Source organism: Pseudomonas sp. Irchel s3a10 (genome assembly GCF_900187525.1).
Taxonomy (GTDB): Bacteria; Pseudomonadota; Gammaproteobacteria; order Pseudomonadales; family Pseudomonadaceae; genus Aquipseudomonas; species Aquipseudomonas koreensis_G.
In genome coordinates, this window is record NZ_FYDR01000020.1 from 1 (window position 1) to 13,909 (window position 13,909).

Below are 13,909 nucleotides of genomic sequence, written 5' to 3' on the forward strand. Positions count from 1 at the left end.
GAAGGCGAAGGCAATTTTCAATTTAATGAAAGTATCACCCCAAAAAACGGCAAAGACTTTGATGAAGTAAGATTACAGATGACGACTACGATTGCAGGTGTGAAGACCTACAGTTTCACGTTACGTAAAATCGTTTTCACGCTCAAAGACAATCACTCTTCCTGAAGCATCATTGACGCGAAACTGGAAATCCACGCCAAGTGCCTCCCCTTGATCGGGTTACAGGCCAAAAAAAAGCCCCTGAATCTTGCGATTCAGGGGCTTTGCTATTTGGCTCCACAACCTGGACTCGAACCAGGGACCCAATGATTAACAGTCATTTGCTCTACCAACTGAGCTATTGCGGAATTGGTGCGTATGTTACTGATTCAAAAAGAGAAGTCAAGCATCGAGTGTAAATTTTCTGCTGTCAGCAGGACAGACGGCGATTTGTCAGTGATTAGCGATTACCAGAATCGCCTCACAGGTCTACCATGGTCGCCCGGAAGTGGTCACACGCGCTGCCGGCCATTCGCCGAAAAGGTACGCGCCATGACTCAAACCGTTCTGATTTCTCTTTCCCGCGAGGTGCTCGTATGAGTGTCACGCAAATCAGCCTGCCCAAAGGGGTCGGCCCACACGCCGAAAAACTCTTCGACGCGATCACTCAGGCCAGTACCGCTGAGGAGCTGAACCGCGCTGGTGGCAAGGCCGAAGGGTTCGTGCTCGGTCTGGAAAGCACCAAGGCGATCAAAAGCCAGATCGCCGAATCGCTCTACGTCGCGTATGACGATGCGGCCAGTCAACGGGCGACGGAGTTGGCTTAACCGCCGAAGGTGATCGTGCCGAGCATCAGTTTGGCGTAAGCGGCGGTGGCGGCCAGTTGCACCAGCCACAGGGCCAGGCCGCCGAGGAAGACGCCCGCTGCGACTTGCAGCACCAGGCTTTTGTCGCGTTTGGCCGGGGCGCGGGGGATGAAGTCATCCAGGTCGTCTCGGTCGGCGCGCAGATTGTCGTTTTTCATGTTGTCTCTCTTCAGAAATCTCGGGTGTACACAAAACCTGTAGGAGTGAGCCTGCTCGCGATAGCGGTGCGTCAGGCAGTGCAGCCTCAACTGATCAGACGCTATCGCGAGCAGGCTCACTCCTACAGTTTCGATTTGTGTGCAGTTTAGAGGGAATGTTGCATTCCTTCGGACAAATAAAAAACGGGAAGCCCTAAAGCTTCCCGTTTTTCATGGCAAAGCGAAATCAGATGACCTGAACGATCGCATCCGTTACCGCTTTGATGTTGCTCTGGTTCAGTGCCGCGACGCAGATGCGGCCGGTGTCCAGGGCGTAGATGCCGAACTCGTTGCGCAGGCGGTGCACCTGTTCGGTGGTCAGGCCGGAGTAAGAGAACATGCCGCGCTGACGACCGACGAAGCTGAAGTCACGCTGCGGGGCTTTTTCGGCCAGCAGGGCGACCATCTGCTCGCGCATGCCGCGAATGCGCAGGCGCATTTCTGCCAGTTCCGCTTCCCATTGGGCGCGCAATTCCGGGCTGTTCAACACGGCGGCGACGATGCTGGCACCGTGGGTCGGCGGGTTGGAGTAGTTGGTGCGGATCACACGCTTGACCTGCGACAGCACGCGCGCGCTTTCTTCTTTCGATTCGCTGACGATCGACAGGGCGCCAACGCGCTCGCCGTACAGCGAGAACGACTTGGAGAACGAGCTCGAAACGAAGAAAGTCAGGCCCGATTCAGCGAACAGACGCACAGCCGCGGCGTCTTCGTCGATGCCGTCGCCGAAACCCTGGTAAGCCATGTCGAGGAACGGTACGTGACCTTTGGCCTTGACCACGTCCAGCACGTTCTTCCAGTCGGCCGGGGTCAGGTCGACGCCGGTCGGGTTATGGCAGCAGGCGTGCAGCACAACGATCGAGCCGTTCGGCAGGGCGTTGAGGTCGTCGAGCATGCCGGCACGGTTCACGTCGTGGGTGGCAGCGTCGTAGTAACGGTAGTTCTGCACCGGGAAGCCAGCGGTTTCGAACAGCGCGCGGTGGTTTTCCCAGCTCGGGTCGCTGATGGCCACGACGGCGTTCGGCAGCAGTTGCTTGAGGAAGTCGGCACCGATTTTCAGCGCGCCGGTACCGCCGACGGCCTGAGTGGTGACGATGCGACCGGCAGCGATCAGTGGCGAGTCGTTACCGAACAGCAGCTTTTGCACCGCCTGGTCGTAGGCCGCGATGCCGTCAATCGGCAGGTAGCCACGGGAGGCGTGCTGAGCAGCGCGAATGGTTTCGGCTTCGATCACCGCGCGCAGCAGGGGAATTCGCCCCTCTTCGTTGCAGTAAACACCTACACCCAGGTTGACCTTGGTGGTCCGGGTATCGGCGTTGAATGCTTCGTTGAGGCCCAGGATTGGATCGCGGGGTGCCATTTCGACAGCGGAGAACAGGCTCATTATTACGGCGGCTCTGAATGGAGAGTGGAGGGACGTGTCGCGCTCCAGCCGAATGCACTAGAGCGGTGCACAAACGGGGAGCTAGTATAGAGGCCATCACTGAGCAATGGCGACAGGCGATTCAGCTTTTAAGGCAAGTTTTTCCGATTATTTCTTGACCGTTAGTCGATTGACTCTGTCAGAGACTTTACCGGATGTAGGACGTTTGCCTTGAAAGGCGAGGCAATCGGCTCCACATTGAGCACAATCTTCGTTTTTCCTTGGGCGACAACGGTCGTTTGCGGTCATCCCCGCGGCTCGGCTGTTTTCTGCGCGAGCCGCGATCCCAGAGGTGTGTATGTCCGAATTCCAGCTAGTCACCCGCTTCGAGCCCGCCGGCGATCAGCCAGAAGCGATCCGCCAATTGGTCGAGGGCATCGAAGCCGGGCTGGCGCACCAGACGCTGCTCGGTGTGACCGGCTCGGGCAAGACCTTCAGCATCGCCAATGTCATCTCGCAGGTGCAGCGCCCGACGCTGGTGCTGGCGCCGAACAAGACGCTCGCCGCGCAGCTGTATGGCGAGTTCAAGGCGTTCTTCCCGAACAACGCGGTCGAGTATTTCGTTTCCTACTACGACTACTACCAGCCCGAAGCCTATGTGCCGTCGTCCGACACCTTCATCGAGAAGGATGCGTCGATCAATGACCACATCGAGCAGATGCGCCTGTCCGCGACCAAGGCGCTGCTCGAGCGCAAAGACGCGATCATCGTCACCACGGTGTCGTGCATTTACGGTCTCGGTAGCCCGGAAACCTATTTGAAGATGGTGCTGCACGTCGATCGCGGCGACAAACTCGATCAGCGCGCCTTGCTGCGGCGTCTGGCCGATCTGCAATACACCCGCAACGACATGGATTTTGCCCGCGCGACTTTCCGCGTGCGCGGCGACGTGATCGATATCTATCCGGCGGAATCCGATCTGGAAGCGATCCGCATCGAACTGTTCGATGACGAGGTCGAGAGCATCTCCGCGTTTGACCCGCTCACCGGCGAAGTCATCCGCAAGATGCCGCGCTTCACCTTCTACCCGAAGAGTCACTACGTGACGCCACGCGAGACCCTGCTCGACGCCATCGAACACATCAAAGTCGAATTGCAGGAACGCCTCGAATACCTGCGCAGCAACAACAAACTGGTGGAGGCGCAGCGCCTCGAACAGCGCACCCGTTTCGACCTGGAAATGATCCTCGAACTGGGTTATTGCAACGGCATCGAAAACTACTCGCGCTACCTGTCCGGACGTCCGGCTGGTGCCGCGCCGCCGACGCTGTATGACTATCTGCCGGCCGATGCCTTGCTGGTGATCGACGAGTCTCACGTCAGCGTGCCGCAAGTCGGCGCGATGTATAAGGGTGACCGTTCGCGTAAGGAAACTCTGGTCGAATACGGCTTCCGCCTGCCGTCGGCGCTGGACAACCGGCCGATGCGTTTTGATGAGTGGGAGGGGGTGAGCCCGCAGACGATTTTCGTCTCGGCGACGCCGGGCAACTACGAGGCCGAGCATGCCGGGCGCGTGGTCGAGCAAGTGGTGCGTCCGACCGGTCTGGTCGATCCGCAAGTCGAGGTGCGTCCGGCGCTGACCCAGGTTGACGACTTGCTCTCGGAAATCACCAAACGGGTGGCGGTCGAGGAGCGGGTGCTGGTCACCACGCTGACCAAGCGCATGGCCGAAGACCTCACCGATTACCTCGCCGACCACGGCGTGCGCGTGCGTTACTTGCACTCGGACATCGACACCGTCGAACGGGTCGAGATCATCCGCGACCTGCGTCTCGGCACCTTCGATGTGCTGGTGGGGATCAACCTGCTGCGTGAAGGTCTGGACATGCCGGAAGTGTCGCTGGTGGCGATTCTCGATGCTGACAAGGAAGGCTTCCTGCGTTCCGAGCGCTCGCTGATCCAGACCATCGGCCGGGCGGCGCGGAACCTCAATGGCCGGGCGATTCTCTACGCCGACCGGATTACCGGCTCGATGGAACGGGCGATTGGCGAGACCGAGCGTCGTCGCGACAAGCAGATTGCCTTCAACCTGGAAAACGGCATCACCCCGAAAGGCGTGTTCAAGGACGTCGCCGACATCATGGAAGGCGCCACCGTGCCCGGCTCGCGCAGCAAGAAGCGCAAGGGCATGGCCAAGGCGGCCGAAGAAAATGCCAAGTACGAAGCCGAACTGCGCTCACCGAGCGAAATCACCAAACGCATTCGCGCGCTGGAAGAGAAGATGTATCAGCTGGCGCGGGATCTGGAGTTCGAAGCGGCGGCGCAGATGCGCGATGAAATTGCCAAACTGCGCGAGCGGCTTTTGGCTGTCTGAGCTTCATCGCCTGACCGGGCCTCTTCGCGAGCAAGCTCGCTCCCACAGCGGTTTTGTGTACGACACAAATCCAATGTGGGAGCGAGCTTGCTCGCGAATGGGGCGACTCGGTCTTAATGAGACTCCCCAGCCTTCAACCCCGCCGGCAATTTCCTGGTCATCAAGATCGCCAACATGCTGACCCCCAGCGCAATCCCGACAAAATGAAACGCATCGTTATAGGCCATGATCAGCGCCTGCTGATGCACGATCTCACTCAACTTTCCGAGCGCCGCCGTATCACTGCCAAACCGGTCGGTCATCGACGCCAGCCGCTCGGCCACTTGCGGATTGGTCGGCACCACCGCTTCACGCAAATAATCGAAGTAGGTCTTGGTGCGCGCATCCAATAGCGTGGCGAGCAGGGCGATGCCGATCGCACCGCCGAGGTTACGCAGGATGTTGAACAGGCTCGACGCCGACCCCGCGTCCTGCGGCAGGATGTACGCCGTGGCGATCAGCGAAATGGTCACCATGATCAGCGGCTGACCCAGCGCCCGGATGATCTGGATCTGATTGAACTGCGGCCCGGCGAAGTCCGGGTTGAGCACCCCCGACGAAAAACTCGCCAGGCCGAACAGTCCGAAACCCAGGGTGCACAGCCATTTCGGCGAAACGAACTTCATCAGCTTCGGCACCAGCGGAATCAGAAACAGCTGCGGCACGCCCATCCACATGATCACTTCGCCGATCTGCAGAGCGTTGTAGTTCTGGATCTGCGCCAGGTACAGCGGCAGCAGATAAATCGAGCCATACAAGCCGACGCCCATGCCGAGGCTGGAAATACTCGACAGGCCGAAGTTGCGATTGCGCAGGATGCCGAGGTTGATCAGCGGATTGGGTTTGGAGACCTGCACGATGACGAAGGTGATCAGGCTCAGCAGGGCAATGCTGCCCAGGGCCACGATCAGGTTCGATTCGAGCCAGTCCTTGCGATGGCCTTCTTCAAGAAACACCTGCAGGCAACCGAGGCCGACACCCAACGTGAGAATCCCGGTGTAGTCGGTGCTTTTCAGCAGTTCCCAGTGCGCTTCCTTCTTCTCCAGCCCGTACATCAGGCCGGCGATCATGATCAGCCCCGGCGGGATGTTGATGTAGAAGATGTATTCCCAGCCCCAGTTTTCCGTGAGCCAGCCGCCAAGGGTCGGGCCGATGGACGGGGCGAAGGTGGCGGTCATGGCGAACATTGCCATGCCTTTGGCGCGGTGGTGTTCGGGGAGTTTGATCAGGGTCAGGGTGAACGCCAGCGGGATCAGCGCGCCACCGGTGAAACCCTGCATGGCGCGAAAGACGATCATGCTTTCCAGGCTCCAGGCCATCGAGCACAGCAGCGATGACACCAGAAAACCCAGCGACACCCAAACCGCCAGGCGCCGTGCCGAGAGCAACTGCACCAGCCACGCGGTCAGCGGGATCATGATGATTTCCGCGACCAGATACGAGGTGGAAATCCACGAGCCTTCTTCCAGCGTCGCCGACAGCGCGCCCTGAATATCCTTGAGCGAAGAGTTGGTGATCTGAATATCGAGCACCGCCATAAAGGCGCCGAGCATCACGCTCATTACCGCAATCCAGTCCCGCCGGGTCGGTTCGCCGACGGGGCGGATCAGCGAATCACCGGCCATCGTCTGGGGCGTCTTTGATGTTCACTGTGGCGGTGACCGACATGCCCGGGCGGATCTTGCCGTGCAACGGGTTATCGGCCTTGAACGTCAGCTTCACCGGAATCCGCTGCACGACTTTGGTGAAGTTGCCGGTGGCGTTATCCGGCGGCAGCAGACTGAACTGCGCGCCCGAGGCGGCGAACAGGCTGTCGACCCGCGCTTCGATCGGCGTGTCGCTGTAGGCATCGAAGGTCAGCTCGGCTTTCTGTCCGGGCTGCATGTGGCCGATCTGGGTTTCCTTGAAGTTGGCCTGCACCCAGATGTCTTCGTCCGGGACGATCGACAGCAGATACGCACCGGCCTGCACCACCTGGCCATTGCGTGCGGCGCGCTGGCCGACCATGCCGCTGATCGGCGCGTGGATTTCGCTGCGGGTCAGGTTGAGCTCGGCTTGCGCCAGATCGGCGCGGGCGTTGGCGATCTGTGCGTCGAGGCGTTTGATCTCGGCAGTCAGTGCGTTGACCTGCTGGCGCTGGCTCTGTGCATCTGCTTGGGCCTTGGCTACCTGTGAGCGGGCGATATGGGCGTCAGCGGAGAGGGTGGTCACCCGTTCCTCGGAAACGTAACCGGGTTTGCGCAGGGTTTCAGCACGCGATAAATCCATCTGCGAGCGGCCCAGCGTGGCTTGAGTGGTCGCCACTTGCGCGTCGCTGGCGGCGATCAGGCTCGATTGCTGAGTCAGTTTGCTCTGCGCCTGCAAACGTTCGGCTTCGCGGGTGGCGAGGGCGGCATTGGCGCGATCGACCGCCAGGCGGAAATCGTTGGGCTCGAGGCGCACCAGCAACTGGCCTTTTTCCACGTGCTGGTTGTCCTGCACCAGCACTTCAACGATGCGTGCGCTCAACTGACTGGAGACGCGGGTGATTTCGCCCTGGACATAGGCGTTATCGGTGCTTTCATAAAAGCGCCCCTTGAAAAACCAGTGGGCGAAGAAGCTCCCGGCAATCAACAGAACCAGCAGCAGGAAAATCAACAGACGACGCTTGAGTTGGGCAGGCATGGGCAAACTGTAGTCAAGGAATTGTAAGGAAAGTTATCAGTGGCTGAATCTGGCATACCGCCGATAAACGGTAAATGCCGATGGCTGAGATTCGGCCCTTCACCACGGTCTATGGGCGTTCCAGCCGCAAACTTGGCTTAAATGCCCTGCCCGCTGGAGCGGGGCGGGTGTCGCCTGTTACCATTCGCCGCTTGATTGTTCTGCTTTTCATTCTTTCCGAGACATGCCATGACCACCGTCCGCACTCGCATCGCGCCATCGCCTACCGGGGACCCCCACGTAGGTACCGCTTACATCGCATTGTTCAACTACTGCTTTGCCAAGCAGCATGGCGGTGAGTTCATCCTGCGCATCGAAGACACCGACCAGTTGCGTTCGACTCGCGAGTCCGAACAGCAGATCTTCGACGCCCTGCGCTGGCTGGGGATCGACTGGAGCGAAGGCCCGGACGTTGGCGGCCCGCACGGCCCGTACCGGCAGAGCGAGCGTGGCGATATCTATCAGAAGTATTGCCAGCAACTGGTCGACATGGGGCACGCGTTCCCATGCTTCTGCACCGCGGAAGAACTGGACCAGATGCGCGCCGAGCAAATGGCGCGCGGCGAAACCCCGCGTTACGACGGTCGCGCGCTGCTGCTGTCGAAGGAAGAAGTCGCGGCCCGTCTGGCCGCCGGCGAACCGCACGTGATCCGCATGAAGGTGCCGACCGAAGGCGTCTGCGTGGTGCCGGACATGCTGCGCGGCGACGTCGAGATCCCGTGGGATCGCATGGACATGCAAGTGCTGATGAAGACCGACGGCCTGCCGACGTATTTCCTCGCCAACGTGGTCGACGACCACCTGATGGGCATCACCCACGTGCTGCGCGGCGAGGAATGGCTGCCGTCGGCGCCGAAACTGATTCTGCTGTACGAATACTTCGGCTGGGAACAGCCGGAGCTGTGCTACATGCCGCTGCTGCGTAACCCGGACAAGAGCAAGCTGTCCAAGCGCAAGAACCCGACCTCGGTGACTTTCTACGAGCGTATGGGCTTCATGCCGGAAGCGATGCTCAACTACCTCGGTCGCATGGGCTGGTCGATGCCCGACGAGCGCGAGAAGTTCTCGCTGCAGGAAATGGTCGACAACTTCGACCTCAAGCGTGTGTCCCTCGGCGGGCCGATCTTCGACATCGAGAAACTGTCGTGGCTCAACGGCCAGTGGCTGCGTGACCTGCCGGTGGAAGAGTTCGCCGCACGCGTGCAGAAGTGGGCGTTCAACTCCGAGTACATGATGAAGATCGCACCGCTGGTTCAGGGGCGCGTGGAAACCTTCAGCCAGGTTGCACCGCTGGGCGGCTTCTTCTTTGCCGGTGGCGTCAATCCGGATGCCAAGCTGTTCGAATCGAAAAAGCTTTCCGGTGATCAGGTGCGTCAGTTGATGCAATTGATCTTGTGGAAGCTGGAAAGCCTGCGTCAGTGGGAGAAGGACAGCATCACCGCGACGATTCAGGCGGTGGTCGAATCCCTCGAGCTGAAGCTGCGCGATGCGATGCCGCTGATGTTTGCCGCGATCACCGGGCAGGCGAGTTCGGTGTCGGTGCTCGATGCGATGGAGATCCTCGGCCCGGATCTGACGCGTTTCCGTCTGCGCCAGGCGATTGACCTGCTGGGTGGCGTGTCGAAGAAAGAAAACAAAGAGTGGGAAAAGCTGCTGGGCGCCATAGCCTAAGCACTTGCGGCTTTGTGTAGGAGCTGGCGTAGCCTGCGATCTTTTGCTCTTGCTTCCAAAGATCAACGGCAAAAGATCGCAGCCTGCGGCAGCTCCTACATGTCGGCGGTGTGCGTAAACCTCCCGGATTTTCGGGGGGAGGGCGGTAAGTGATTGTTATGCCGACAAAAAACTTTGAAATTTTTCAAAAATAAGTTTGACAGGCTTTCGATACGCCCTTAAGATTCGCCCCGTCCTCAGCGATGACATCAACGATGAGGGGCTATAGCTCAGCTGGGAGAGCGCTTGCATGGCATGCAAGAGGTCGACGGTTCGATCCCGTCTAGCTCCACCAATTTACACTTCGAAGCCTGGCCACACCGGCTCCGAAGCGATCAACACTCAGCGTTGATCAGTTGTATAGAAGGGTTTGCGTCCCCTTCGTCTAGTGGCCTAGGACACCGCCCTTTCACGGCGGTAACAGGGGTTCGAGTCCCCTAGGGGACGCCAGTTTTACAGAAGCGATGTTGCAAGATGTCGCTCCGCCGCGAGGCGAAAAATCCGGGGCTATAGCTCAGCTGGGAGAGCGCCTGCATGGCATGCAGGAGGTCAGCGGTTCGATCCCGCTTAGCTCCACCAATTTTACAGTTCAAGGTCTGGCCACACCGGCCTTGAATCAGATCAGATCTCAGCGCTGATCAGCTGTATAGAAGGGTTTGTGTCCCCTTCGTCTAGTGGCCTAGGACACCGCCCTTTCACGGCGGTAACAGGGGTTCGAGTCCCCTAGGGGACGCCACGATTACCCGCTCTGCGGGATTTATAAGGGTCATTCAATTATTGAATGGCCCTTTTGTTTGTCTGGCGTTTGGCCAACTCTCCTTTTTCCTTACACTGTGCTTCAGACCAGCGGTCATATCCTCGACTTGCGGAATATTATTATGCGAATAATATTCTAGTCGTAATATTCGGAGGCAACGATGAACGATAAAAAAGCTCAAACCCGCGAACGCATCCTCAAGGCTGCCAGCGCCGCACTGATGCAGCGTGGCCCGGCGGATCCCAGCGTGGGCGAAGTGATGGGCGCCGCCGGCCTGACCGTTGGTGGTTTCTACGCGCACTTCGAAAGCAAGGACGCGATGATGCTCGAGGCGTTCAAACAACTGCTCAGCCGTCGACGCGACCTGATTGCCGACATGGATTCCGAGCTGACCGGCGAAGAGCGTCGCGCCCTGGTCGCAGCGTTCTATCTGTCACGCAAGCACCGTGATTCCAGTGACGCTGCGTGTCCGATTCCGGCTTCCATCGGTGAGCTGGGACGTCTGCCGGAGTCGTTCCGCATCGCGCTGAACGAACACCTGGAATTGATGATTGCGCAGTTGGCGTCCAGCCCCGAGGACACCGACAAGGCGTTGGCCGATGTGGCGTTGATGGTGGGTGGTCTGGCGCTGGCACGTGCGCTGGGTCCGGGCGATTTATCCGATCGATTGCTGCGCGCTGCCAAGTCGGCGGTGCGTTGACCTGAAGGCAACACGCCTGAGGAGAGAGCGATGAACACGTTGAAGTGGGTTCGTGGCGTTAATGGCACCTTGGGCTGGATTGCACCGCAACGAGTAGCAAACAAAATGCGTCAGGCGTTCATGACGCCGCGCACGTTACCACTGCGCGATTGGGAATTGCCGCTGCTGGCGAGCTCCGAACGCATCACGCTGCGCTTCGGCCTGTCGGCGCTGCGCTGGGGGCAGGGACCGGCGGTGCTGTTGATGCATGGTTGGGAAGGGCGGCCCACGCAGTTTGCGGCGTTGATCACGGCGCTGGTCGAGGCCGGTTACACCGTTGTTGCCCTCGATGGCCCGGCCCATGGTCGTTCGCCGGGGCGTGAAGCCAACGTTGTACTGTTCGCCCGCGCCATGCTCGAAGCGGCCGCCGAACTGCCACCGTTGCAAGCCGTTATCGGTCACTCCATGGGCGGCGCCAGTGCCATGCTTGCCGTGCAACTGGGCTTGCGCACCGAAACCCTGGTCAGTATCGCGGCTCCCGCACGAATCCTCGGCGTGCTGCGCGGTTTTGCTCGCTATGTCGGCATGCCACCGCGGGCGCGCTCGGCGTTCATCCGCCAGGTTGAGCAGGAGGTCGGTATGCGCGCCGCGACCCTCGATGTCGCGCACTATCAACTGGATATGCCGGGCCTGATCGTGCATGCCGAGGACGACACCTTCGTCTCGGTCAAGGAATCGCAATTGATCCACGAATCCTGGTTCGACAGTCGCCTGCTGCGCCTGGAAAGCGGCGGCCACCAACGGGTGCTGGCCGACCCTCGGGTGGTTGATGGCGTGTTATCACTGTTGGCGGGGCGCAGCCTTCAAGCGCGGCAATCGGCGTGACATCCGTTACACTGCCCCGGTTGAGTAATCTGACCGGGAGTGGGGCATGGGCTGGGATCGGGCAACGCCGTTCACCATTGATCTGCAAGTAGGCGCCGAGGACATCGACGGGCTGGGCCACGCGAATAACGCGGTGTACGTGACCTGGCTCGAACGCTGCGCCTGGCGACACTCGCAGCGTCTGGGGCTGGACCTGGTCGAGTACCGGCGCCTGGATCGGGCGATGGCCGTGGTGCGTCACGAAATCGATTATCTGGCAGCCGCCTACGAAGGCGACGAACTGCAACTGGCGACCTGGATCGTCGATTGGGATCAGCGCCTGAAAATGACCCGGCACTTCCAGCTGATCCGCCCGAGCGACAACGCCACCCTGCTGCGCGCTCAGACCACTTTCGTCTGCATCGAACTGTCCACCGGCAAGCCCAAGCGCATGCCGGCGGAGTTCATCGAGGGTTACGGCCCGGCGATCCAAAGTCCAGAAACAACTCAAATCTAAACTGTAGGAGTGAGCCTGCTCGCGATAGCGGTGTGTCAGTCAGCATCCATCTATCTGACCCACCGTTATCGCGAGCAGGCTCACTCCTACAAGGGATCTGCGGTTTTTCTCGTAATCCAGTAAACTGCCGCACGTTTTTTCTTCCTGAGTAGTGTTTTCCCCATGCAAATTGCCCTGGCGCCCATGGAGGGGTTGGTCGACGACATCCTGCGCGACGTGCTGACCCGCGTTGGCGGCATCGACTGGTGCGTGACCGAATTCATTCGGATCAACGATCAGTTGCTCACCCCGGCCTACTTCCACAAGTTCGGCCCGGAGCTGCTCAACGGCGCCCGCACCCGTTCCGGTGTGCCGTTGCGCGTGCAATTGTTGGGCTCCGATCCGGTGTGCCTGGCGGAAAACGCGGCGCTGGCCTGCGAGCTCGGCTCGGAAGTGATCGACCTGAACTTCGGCTGCCCGGCCAAGACCGTCAACAAATCCCGGGGCGGGGCGGTGCTGCTCAAGGAGCCGGAACTGCTCAACTCCATCGTCGAACACGTGCGTCGCGCCGTGCCGGCGCACATCCCGGTCACCGCGAAGATGCGCCTGGGTTTCGACAGCCCGGACGGCTCGCTGGTCTGCGCCACTGCGCTGGCCGAGGGCGGCGCCGAACACATCGTGGTGCACGCCCGGACCAAGGTCGATGGCTACAAGCCGCCGGCGCATTGGGAGTGGATTCCGCGGGTGCAGGAGGTGGTCAAGGTGCCGGTGTTCGCCAATGGCGATATCTGGAGCGTCGAAGACTGGCGCCGCTGCCGCGAGATCAGCGGCGTCGAAGACATCATGCTCGGACGCGGTCTGGTGTCGCGCCCGGATCTGGCCCGGCAGATCGCTGCCGCGCGCGCCGGTGAAGAGGTGGTCGAGATGAGCTGGGCCGAGCTGCTGCCGCTGATCCAGGACTTCTGGTTGCAAGCCAAGGCGCAGATGACCGCACGTCAATCGCCGGGTCGCTTGAAACAATGGCTGGCGATGCTGACGCGCAATTATCCCGAGGCCACCGAGCTGTTTACCGTGCTACGTCGCGAGACGGAGCCGGACCAGGTCTCGCGTTTGCTCGGTTTGCCGGTCGCCGCCGCAGCCTGAAAAAAATCTGCAAATACGCTCTTGAAATCATTTTGGCGGTCCCTATCTAAGGGTTACGTGATGCCGAATTCGGGTCGCGGAGACACAAAAACTTGCTGATTGTTTTCAGGAGATTTGAACCATGAGTACTGCATTTTCCCTGGCACCACTGTTCCGTTCCTCGGTGGGCTTCGACCGTTTCAACGATCTGTTCGAAACCGCGCTGCGCAACGAGCCAGGCAGCACCTACCCACCCTACAACGTGGAAAAACACGGTGACGATCAATACCGCATCGTCGTAGCGGCCGCCGGTTTCCAGGAAGAAGACCTGGAACTGCAAGTCGAGAAGGGTGTGCTGACCATCAGTGGCGGCAAGCGTGATGCCAACGAAGGCGTGACCTTCCTGCATCAAGGCATTGCCCAGCGTGCTTTCAAGCTGTCCTTCCGCCTGGCTGATCACATCGAGATCAAGGCCGCCGATCTGAGCAACGGTCTGCTGAGCATCGACCTGTTGCGGGTGATCCCGGAAGAAGCGAAAGCCAAGCGCATCCCGATCAACGGGGCGCAGAAGCCGGTTCTGCAATAAGGCCGAGCAAAAAAGAAGGGCGCCACTGGCGCCCTTTTTTTGTGCTCGTGTCCCGTCCTGAATAAGGTTTACACCTTCTGATCTGTTTTTCAGGAGGACGTAATGGAATCAGCAAAAAGGCGTAGTCAGCGAGACTACACGCTGACCTTTAAATTGTCGGTCGTCGATCAGGTC

The 13,909-nt window shown here is 59.9% G+C and carries 12 protein-coding genes and 5 tRNA genes; 12 read left to right on the forward strand and 5 right to left on the reverse strand.

What is annotated here, in order from left to right; genetic code table 11:
• Positions 1 to 271: 271 nt before the first annotated feature.
• A tRNA-Asn gene (locus CKW11_RS27165) sits at positions 272 to 347 on the reverse strand.
• 228 nt (positions 348 to 575) lie between these two features.
• Between CKW11_RS27165 and CKW11_RS27170 the strand changes: the two genes are divergently transcribed.
• Entirely contained in the window at positions 576 to 806 is a 231-nt protein-coding gene (locus CKW11_RS27170; RefSeq protein ID WP_003226459.1) for a hypothetical protein, read from the forward strand.
• Here CKW11_RS27170 and CKW11_RS27175 read toward each other — a convergent pair.
• Together CKW11_RS27175 and CKW11_RS27180 are read right to left on the reverse strand one after the other, a co-directional pair.
• Entirely contained in the window at positions 803 to 1,003 is a 201-nt protein-coding gene (locus CKW11_RS27175; protein ID WP_064588370.1) for a hypothetical protein, read from the reverse strand. The two genes, CKW11_RS27170 and CKW11_RS27175, sit on opposite strands and share 4 nt — an antisense overlap.
• A gap of 226 nt (positions 1,004 to 1,229) precedes the next feature.
• Positions 1,230 to 2,426: an amino acid aminotransferase gene (locus CKW11_RS27180; protein WP_027611521.1), complete on the reverse strand. Its 1,197-nt coding sequence runs from the start codon at positions 2,424 to 2,426 to the stop codon at positions 1,230 to 1,232.
• 337 nt (positions 2,427 to 2,763) lie between these two features.
• Here CKW11_RS27180 and uvrB point away from each other — a divergent pair, with 337 nt between their 5' ends.
• A complete protein-coding gene (uvrB, locus tag CKW11_RS27185) occupies positions 2,764 to 4,779 on the forward strand; it encodes an excinuclease ABC subunit UvrB (RefSeq protein ID WP_007969222.1) in 2,016 nt (671 codons plus the stop codon).
• A gap of 113 nt (positions 4,780 to 4,892) precedes the next feature.
• Here the strand turns inward: uvrB and CKW11_RS27190 are convergent, their stop codons facing one another.
• Together CKW11_RS27190 and CKW11_RS27195 are read right to left on the reverse strand one after the other, a co-directional pair.
• Positions 4,893 to 6,443, reverse strand: coding sequence for an MDR family MFS transporter (locus tag CKW11_RS27190; protein ID WP_095140137.1), 1,551 nt, complete (start codon positions 6,441 to 6,443; stop codon positions 4,893 to 4,895).
• Entirely contained in the window at positions 6,433 to 7,482 is a 1,050-nt protein-coding gene (locus CKW11_RS27195; protein ID WP_095140138.1) for an HlyD family secretion protein, read from the reverse strand. Before CKW11_RS27195 ends, CKW11_RS27190 begins: the two co-directional genes overlap by 11 nt.
• A gap of 228 nt (positions 7,483 to 7,710) precedes the next feature.
• On the opposite strand from CKW11_RS27195, the gene gltX reads away from it, so the two are divergent.
• The 10 genes from gltX (at position 7,711) to CKW11_RS27250 (ending at position 13,735) form a co-directional block, all read left to right on the forward strand.
• Positions 7,711 to 9,192, forward strand: a complete 1,482-nt coding sequence (gene gltX, locus CKW11_RS27200) for a glutamate--tRNA ligase (protein WP_003226448.1) — start codon at positions 7,711 to 7,713, stop codon at positions 9,190 to 9,192.
• Between the two features lie 258 nt (positions 9,193 to 9,450).
• Positions 9,451 to 9,526, forward strand: a tRNA-Ala gene (locus CKW11_RS27205).
• A gap of 79 nt (positions 9,527 to 9,605) precedes the next feature.
• A tRNA-Glu gene (locus tag CKW11_RS27210) sits at positions 9,606 to 9,681 on the forward strand.
• 53 nt (positions 9,682 to 9,734) lie between these two features.
• A tRNA-Ala gene (locus CKW11_RS27215) sits at positions 9,735 to 9,810 on the forward strand.
• 81 nt (positions 9,811 to 9,891) lie between these two features.
• Positions 9,892 to 9,967, forward strand: a tRNA-Glu gene (locus CKW11_RS27220).
• 181 nt (positions 9,968 to 10,148) lie between these two features.
• Positions 10,149 to 10,688 carry a TetR/AcrR family transcriptional regulator gene (locus tag CKW11_RS27225; RefSeq protein ID WP_007969225.1) on the forward strand — a complete coding sequence of 180 codons (540 nt, stop codon included), beginning with the start codon at positions 10,149 to 10,151 and terminating at the stop codon, positions 10,686 to 10,688.
• Positions 10,689 to 10,718: 30 nt separating this feature from the next.
• Positions 10,719 to 11,552, forward strand: coding sequence for an alpha/beta fold hydrolase (locus CKW11_RS27230; RefSeq protein ID WP_095140139.1), 834 nt, complete (start codon positions 10,719 to 10,721; stop codon positions 11,550 to 11,552).
• Positions 11,553 to 11,598: 46 nt separating this feature from the next.
• On the forward strand, positions 11,599 to 12,048 hold the full coding sequence (locus tag CKW11_RS27235) for a thioesterase family protein (protein WP_095140140.1): 450 nt from the start codon (positions 11,599 to 11,601) through the stop codon (positions 12,046 to 12,048).
• Positions 12,049 to 12,210: 162 nt separating this feature from the next.
• Entirely contained in the window at positions 12,211 to 13,170 is a 960-nt protein-coding gene (locus CKW11_RS27245; protein WP_095140142.1) for a tRNA-dihydrouridine synthase, read from the forward strand.
• A 121-nt stretch (positions 13,171 to 13,291) separates the two neighbouring features.
• On the forward strand, positions 13,292 to 13,735 hold the full coding sequence (locus CKW11_RS27250; RefSeq protein ID WP_007969230.1) for an Hsp20 family protein: 444 nt from the start codon (positions 13,292 to 13,294) through the stop codon (positions 13,733 to 13,735).
• Positions 13,736 to 13,909: the final 174 nt, after the last annotated feature.

Bases quoted from the DNA above. Each gene is read 5' to 3' on its own strand.
- gltX (WP_003226448.1), top strand. From the start codon at position 7,711: ATGACCACCGTCCGCACTCGCATCGCGCCATCGCCTACCGGGGACCCC.
- CKW11_RS27190 (WP_095140137.1), bottom strand. From the start codon at position 6,443: ATGGCCGGTGATTCGCTGATCCGCCCCGTCGGCGAACCGACCCGGCGG.
- CKW11_RS27175 (WP_064588370.1), bottom strand. From the start codon at position 1,003: ATGAAAAACGACAATCTGCGCGCCGACCGAGACGACCTGGATGACTTC.
- CKW11_RS27245 (WP_095140142.1), top strand. From the start codon at position 12,211: ATGCAAATTGCCCTGGCGCCCATGGAGGGGTTGGTCGACGACATCCTG.
- CKW11_RS27235 (WP_095140140.1), top strand. From the start codon at position 11,599: ATGGGCTGGGATCGGGCAACGCCGTTCACCATTGATCTGCAAGTAGGC.
- CKW11_RS27250 (WP_007969230.1), top strand. From the start codon at position 13,292: ATGAGTACTGCATTTTCCCTGGCACCACTGTTCCGTTCCTCGGTGGGC.
- CKW11_RS27195 (WP_095140138.1), bottom strand. From the start codon at position 7,482: ATGCCTGCCCAACTCAAGCGTCGTCTGTTGATTTTCCTGCTGCTGGTT.
- CKW11_RS27230 (WP_095140139.1), top strand. From the start codon at position 10,719: ATGAACACGTTGAAGTGGGTTCGTGGCGTTAATGGCACCTTGGGCTGG.
- CKW11_RS27170 (WP_003226459.1), top strand. From the start codon at position 576: ATGAGTGTCACGCAAATCAGCCTGCCCAAAGGGGTCGGCCCACACGCC.
- CKW11_RS27225 (WP_007969225.1), top strand. From the start codon at position 10,149: ATGAACGATAAAAAAGCTCAAACCCGCGAACGCATCCTCAAGGCTGCC.
- CKW11_RS27180 (WP_027611521.1), bottom strand. From the start codon at position 2,426: ATGAGCCTGTTCTCCGCTGTCGAAATGGCACCCCGCGATCCAATCCTG.
- uvrB (WP_007969222.1), top strand. From the start codon at position 2,764: ATGTCCGAATTCCAGCTAGTCACCCGCTTCGAGCCCGCCGGCGATCAG.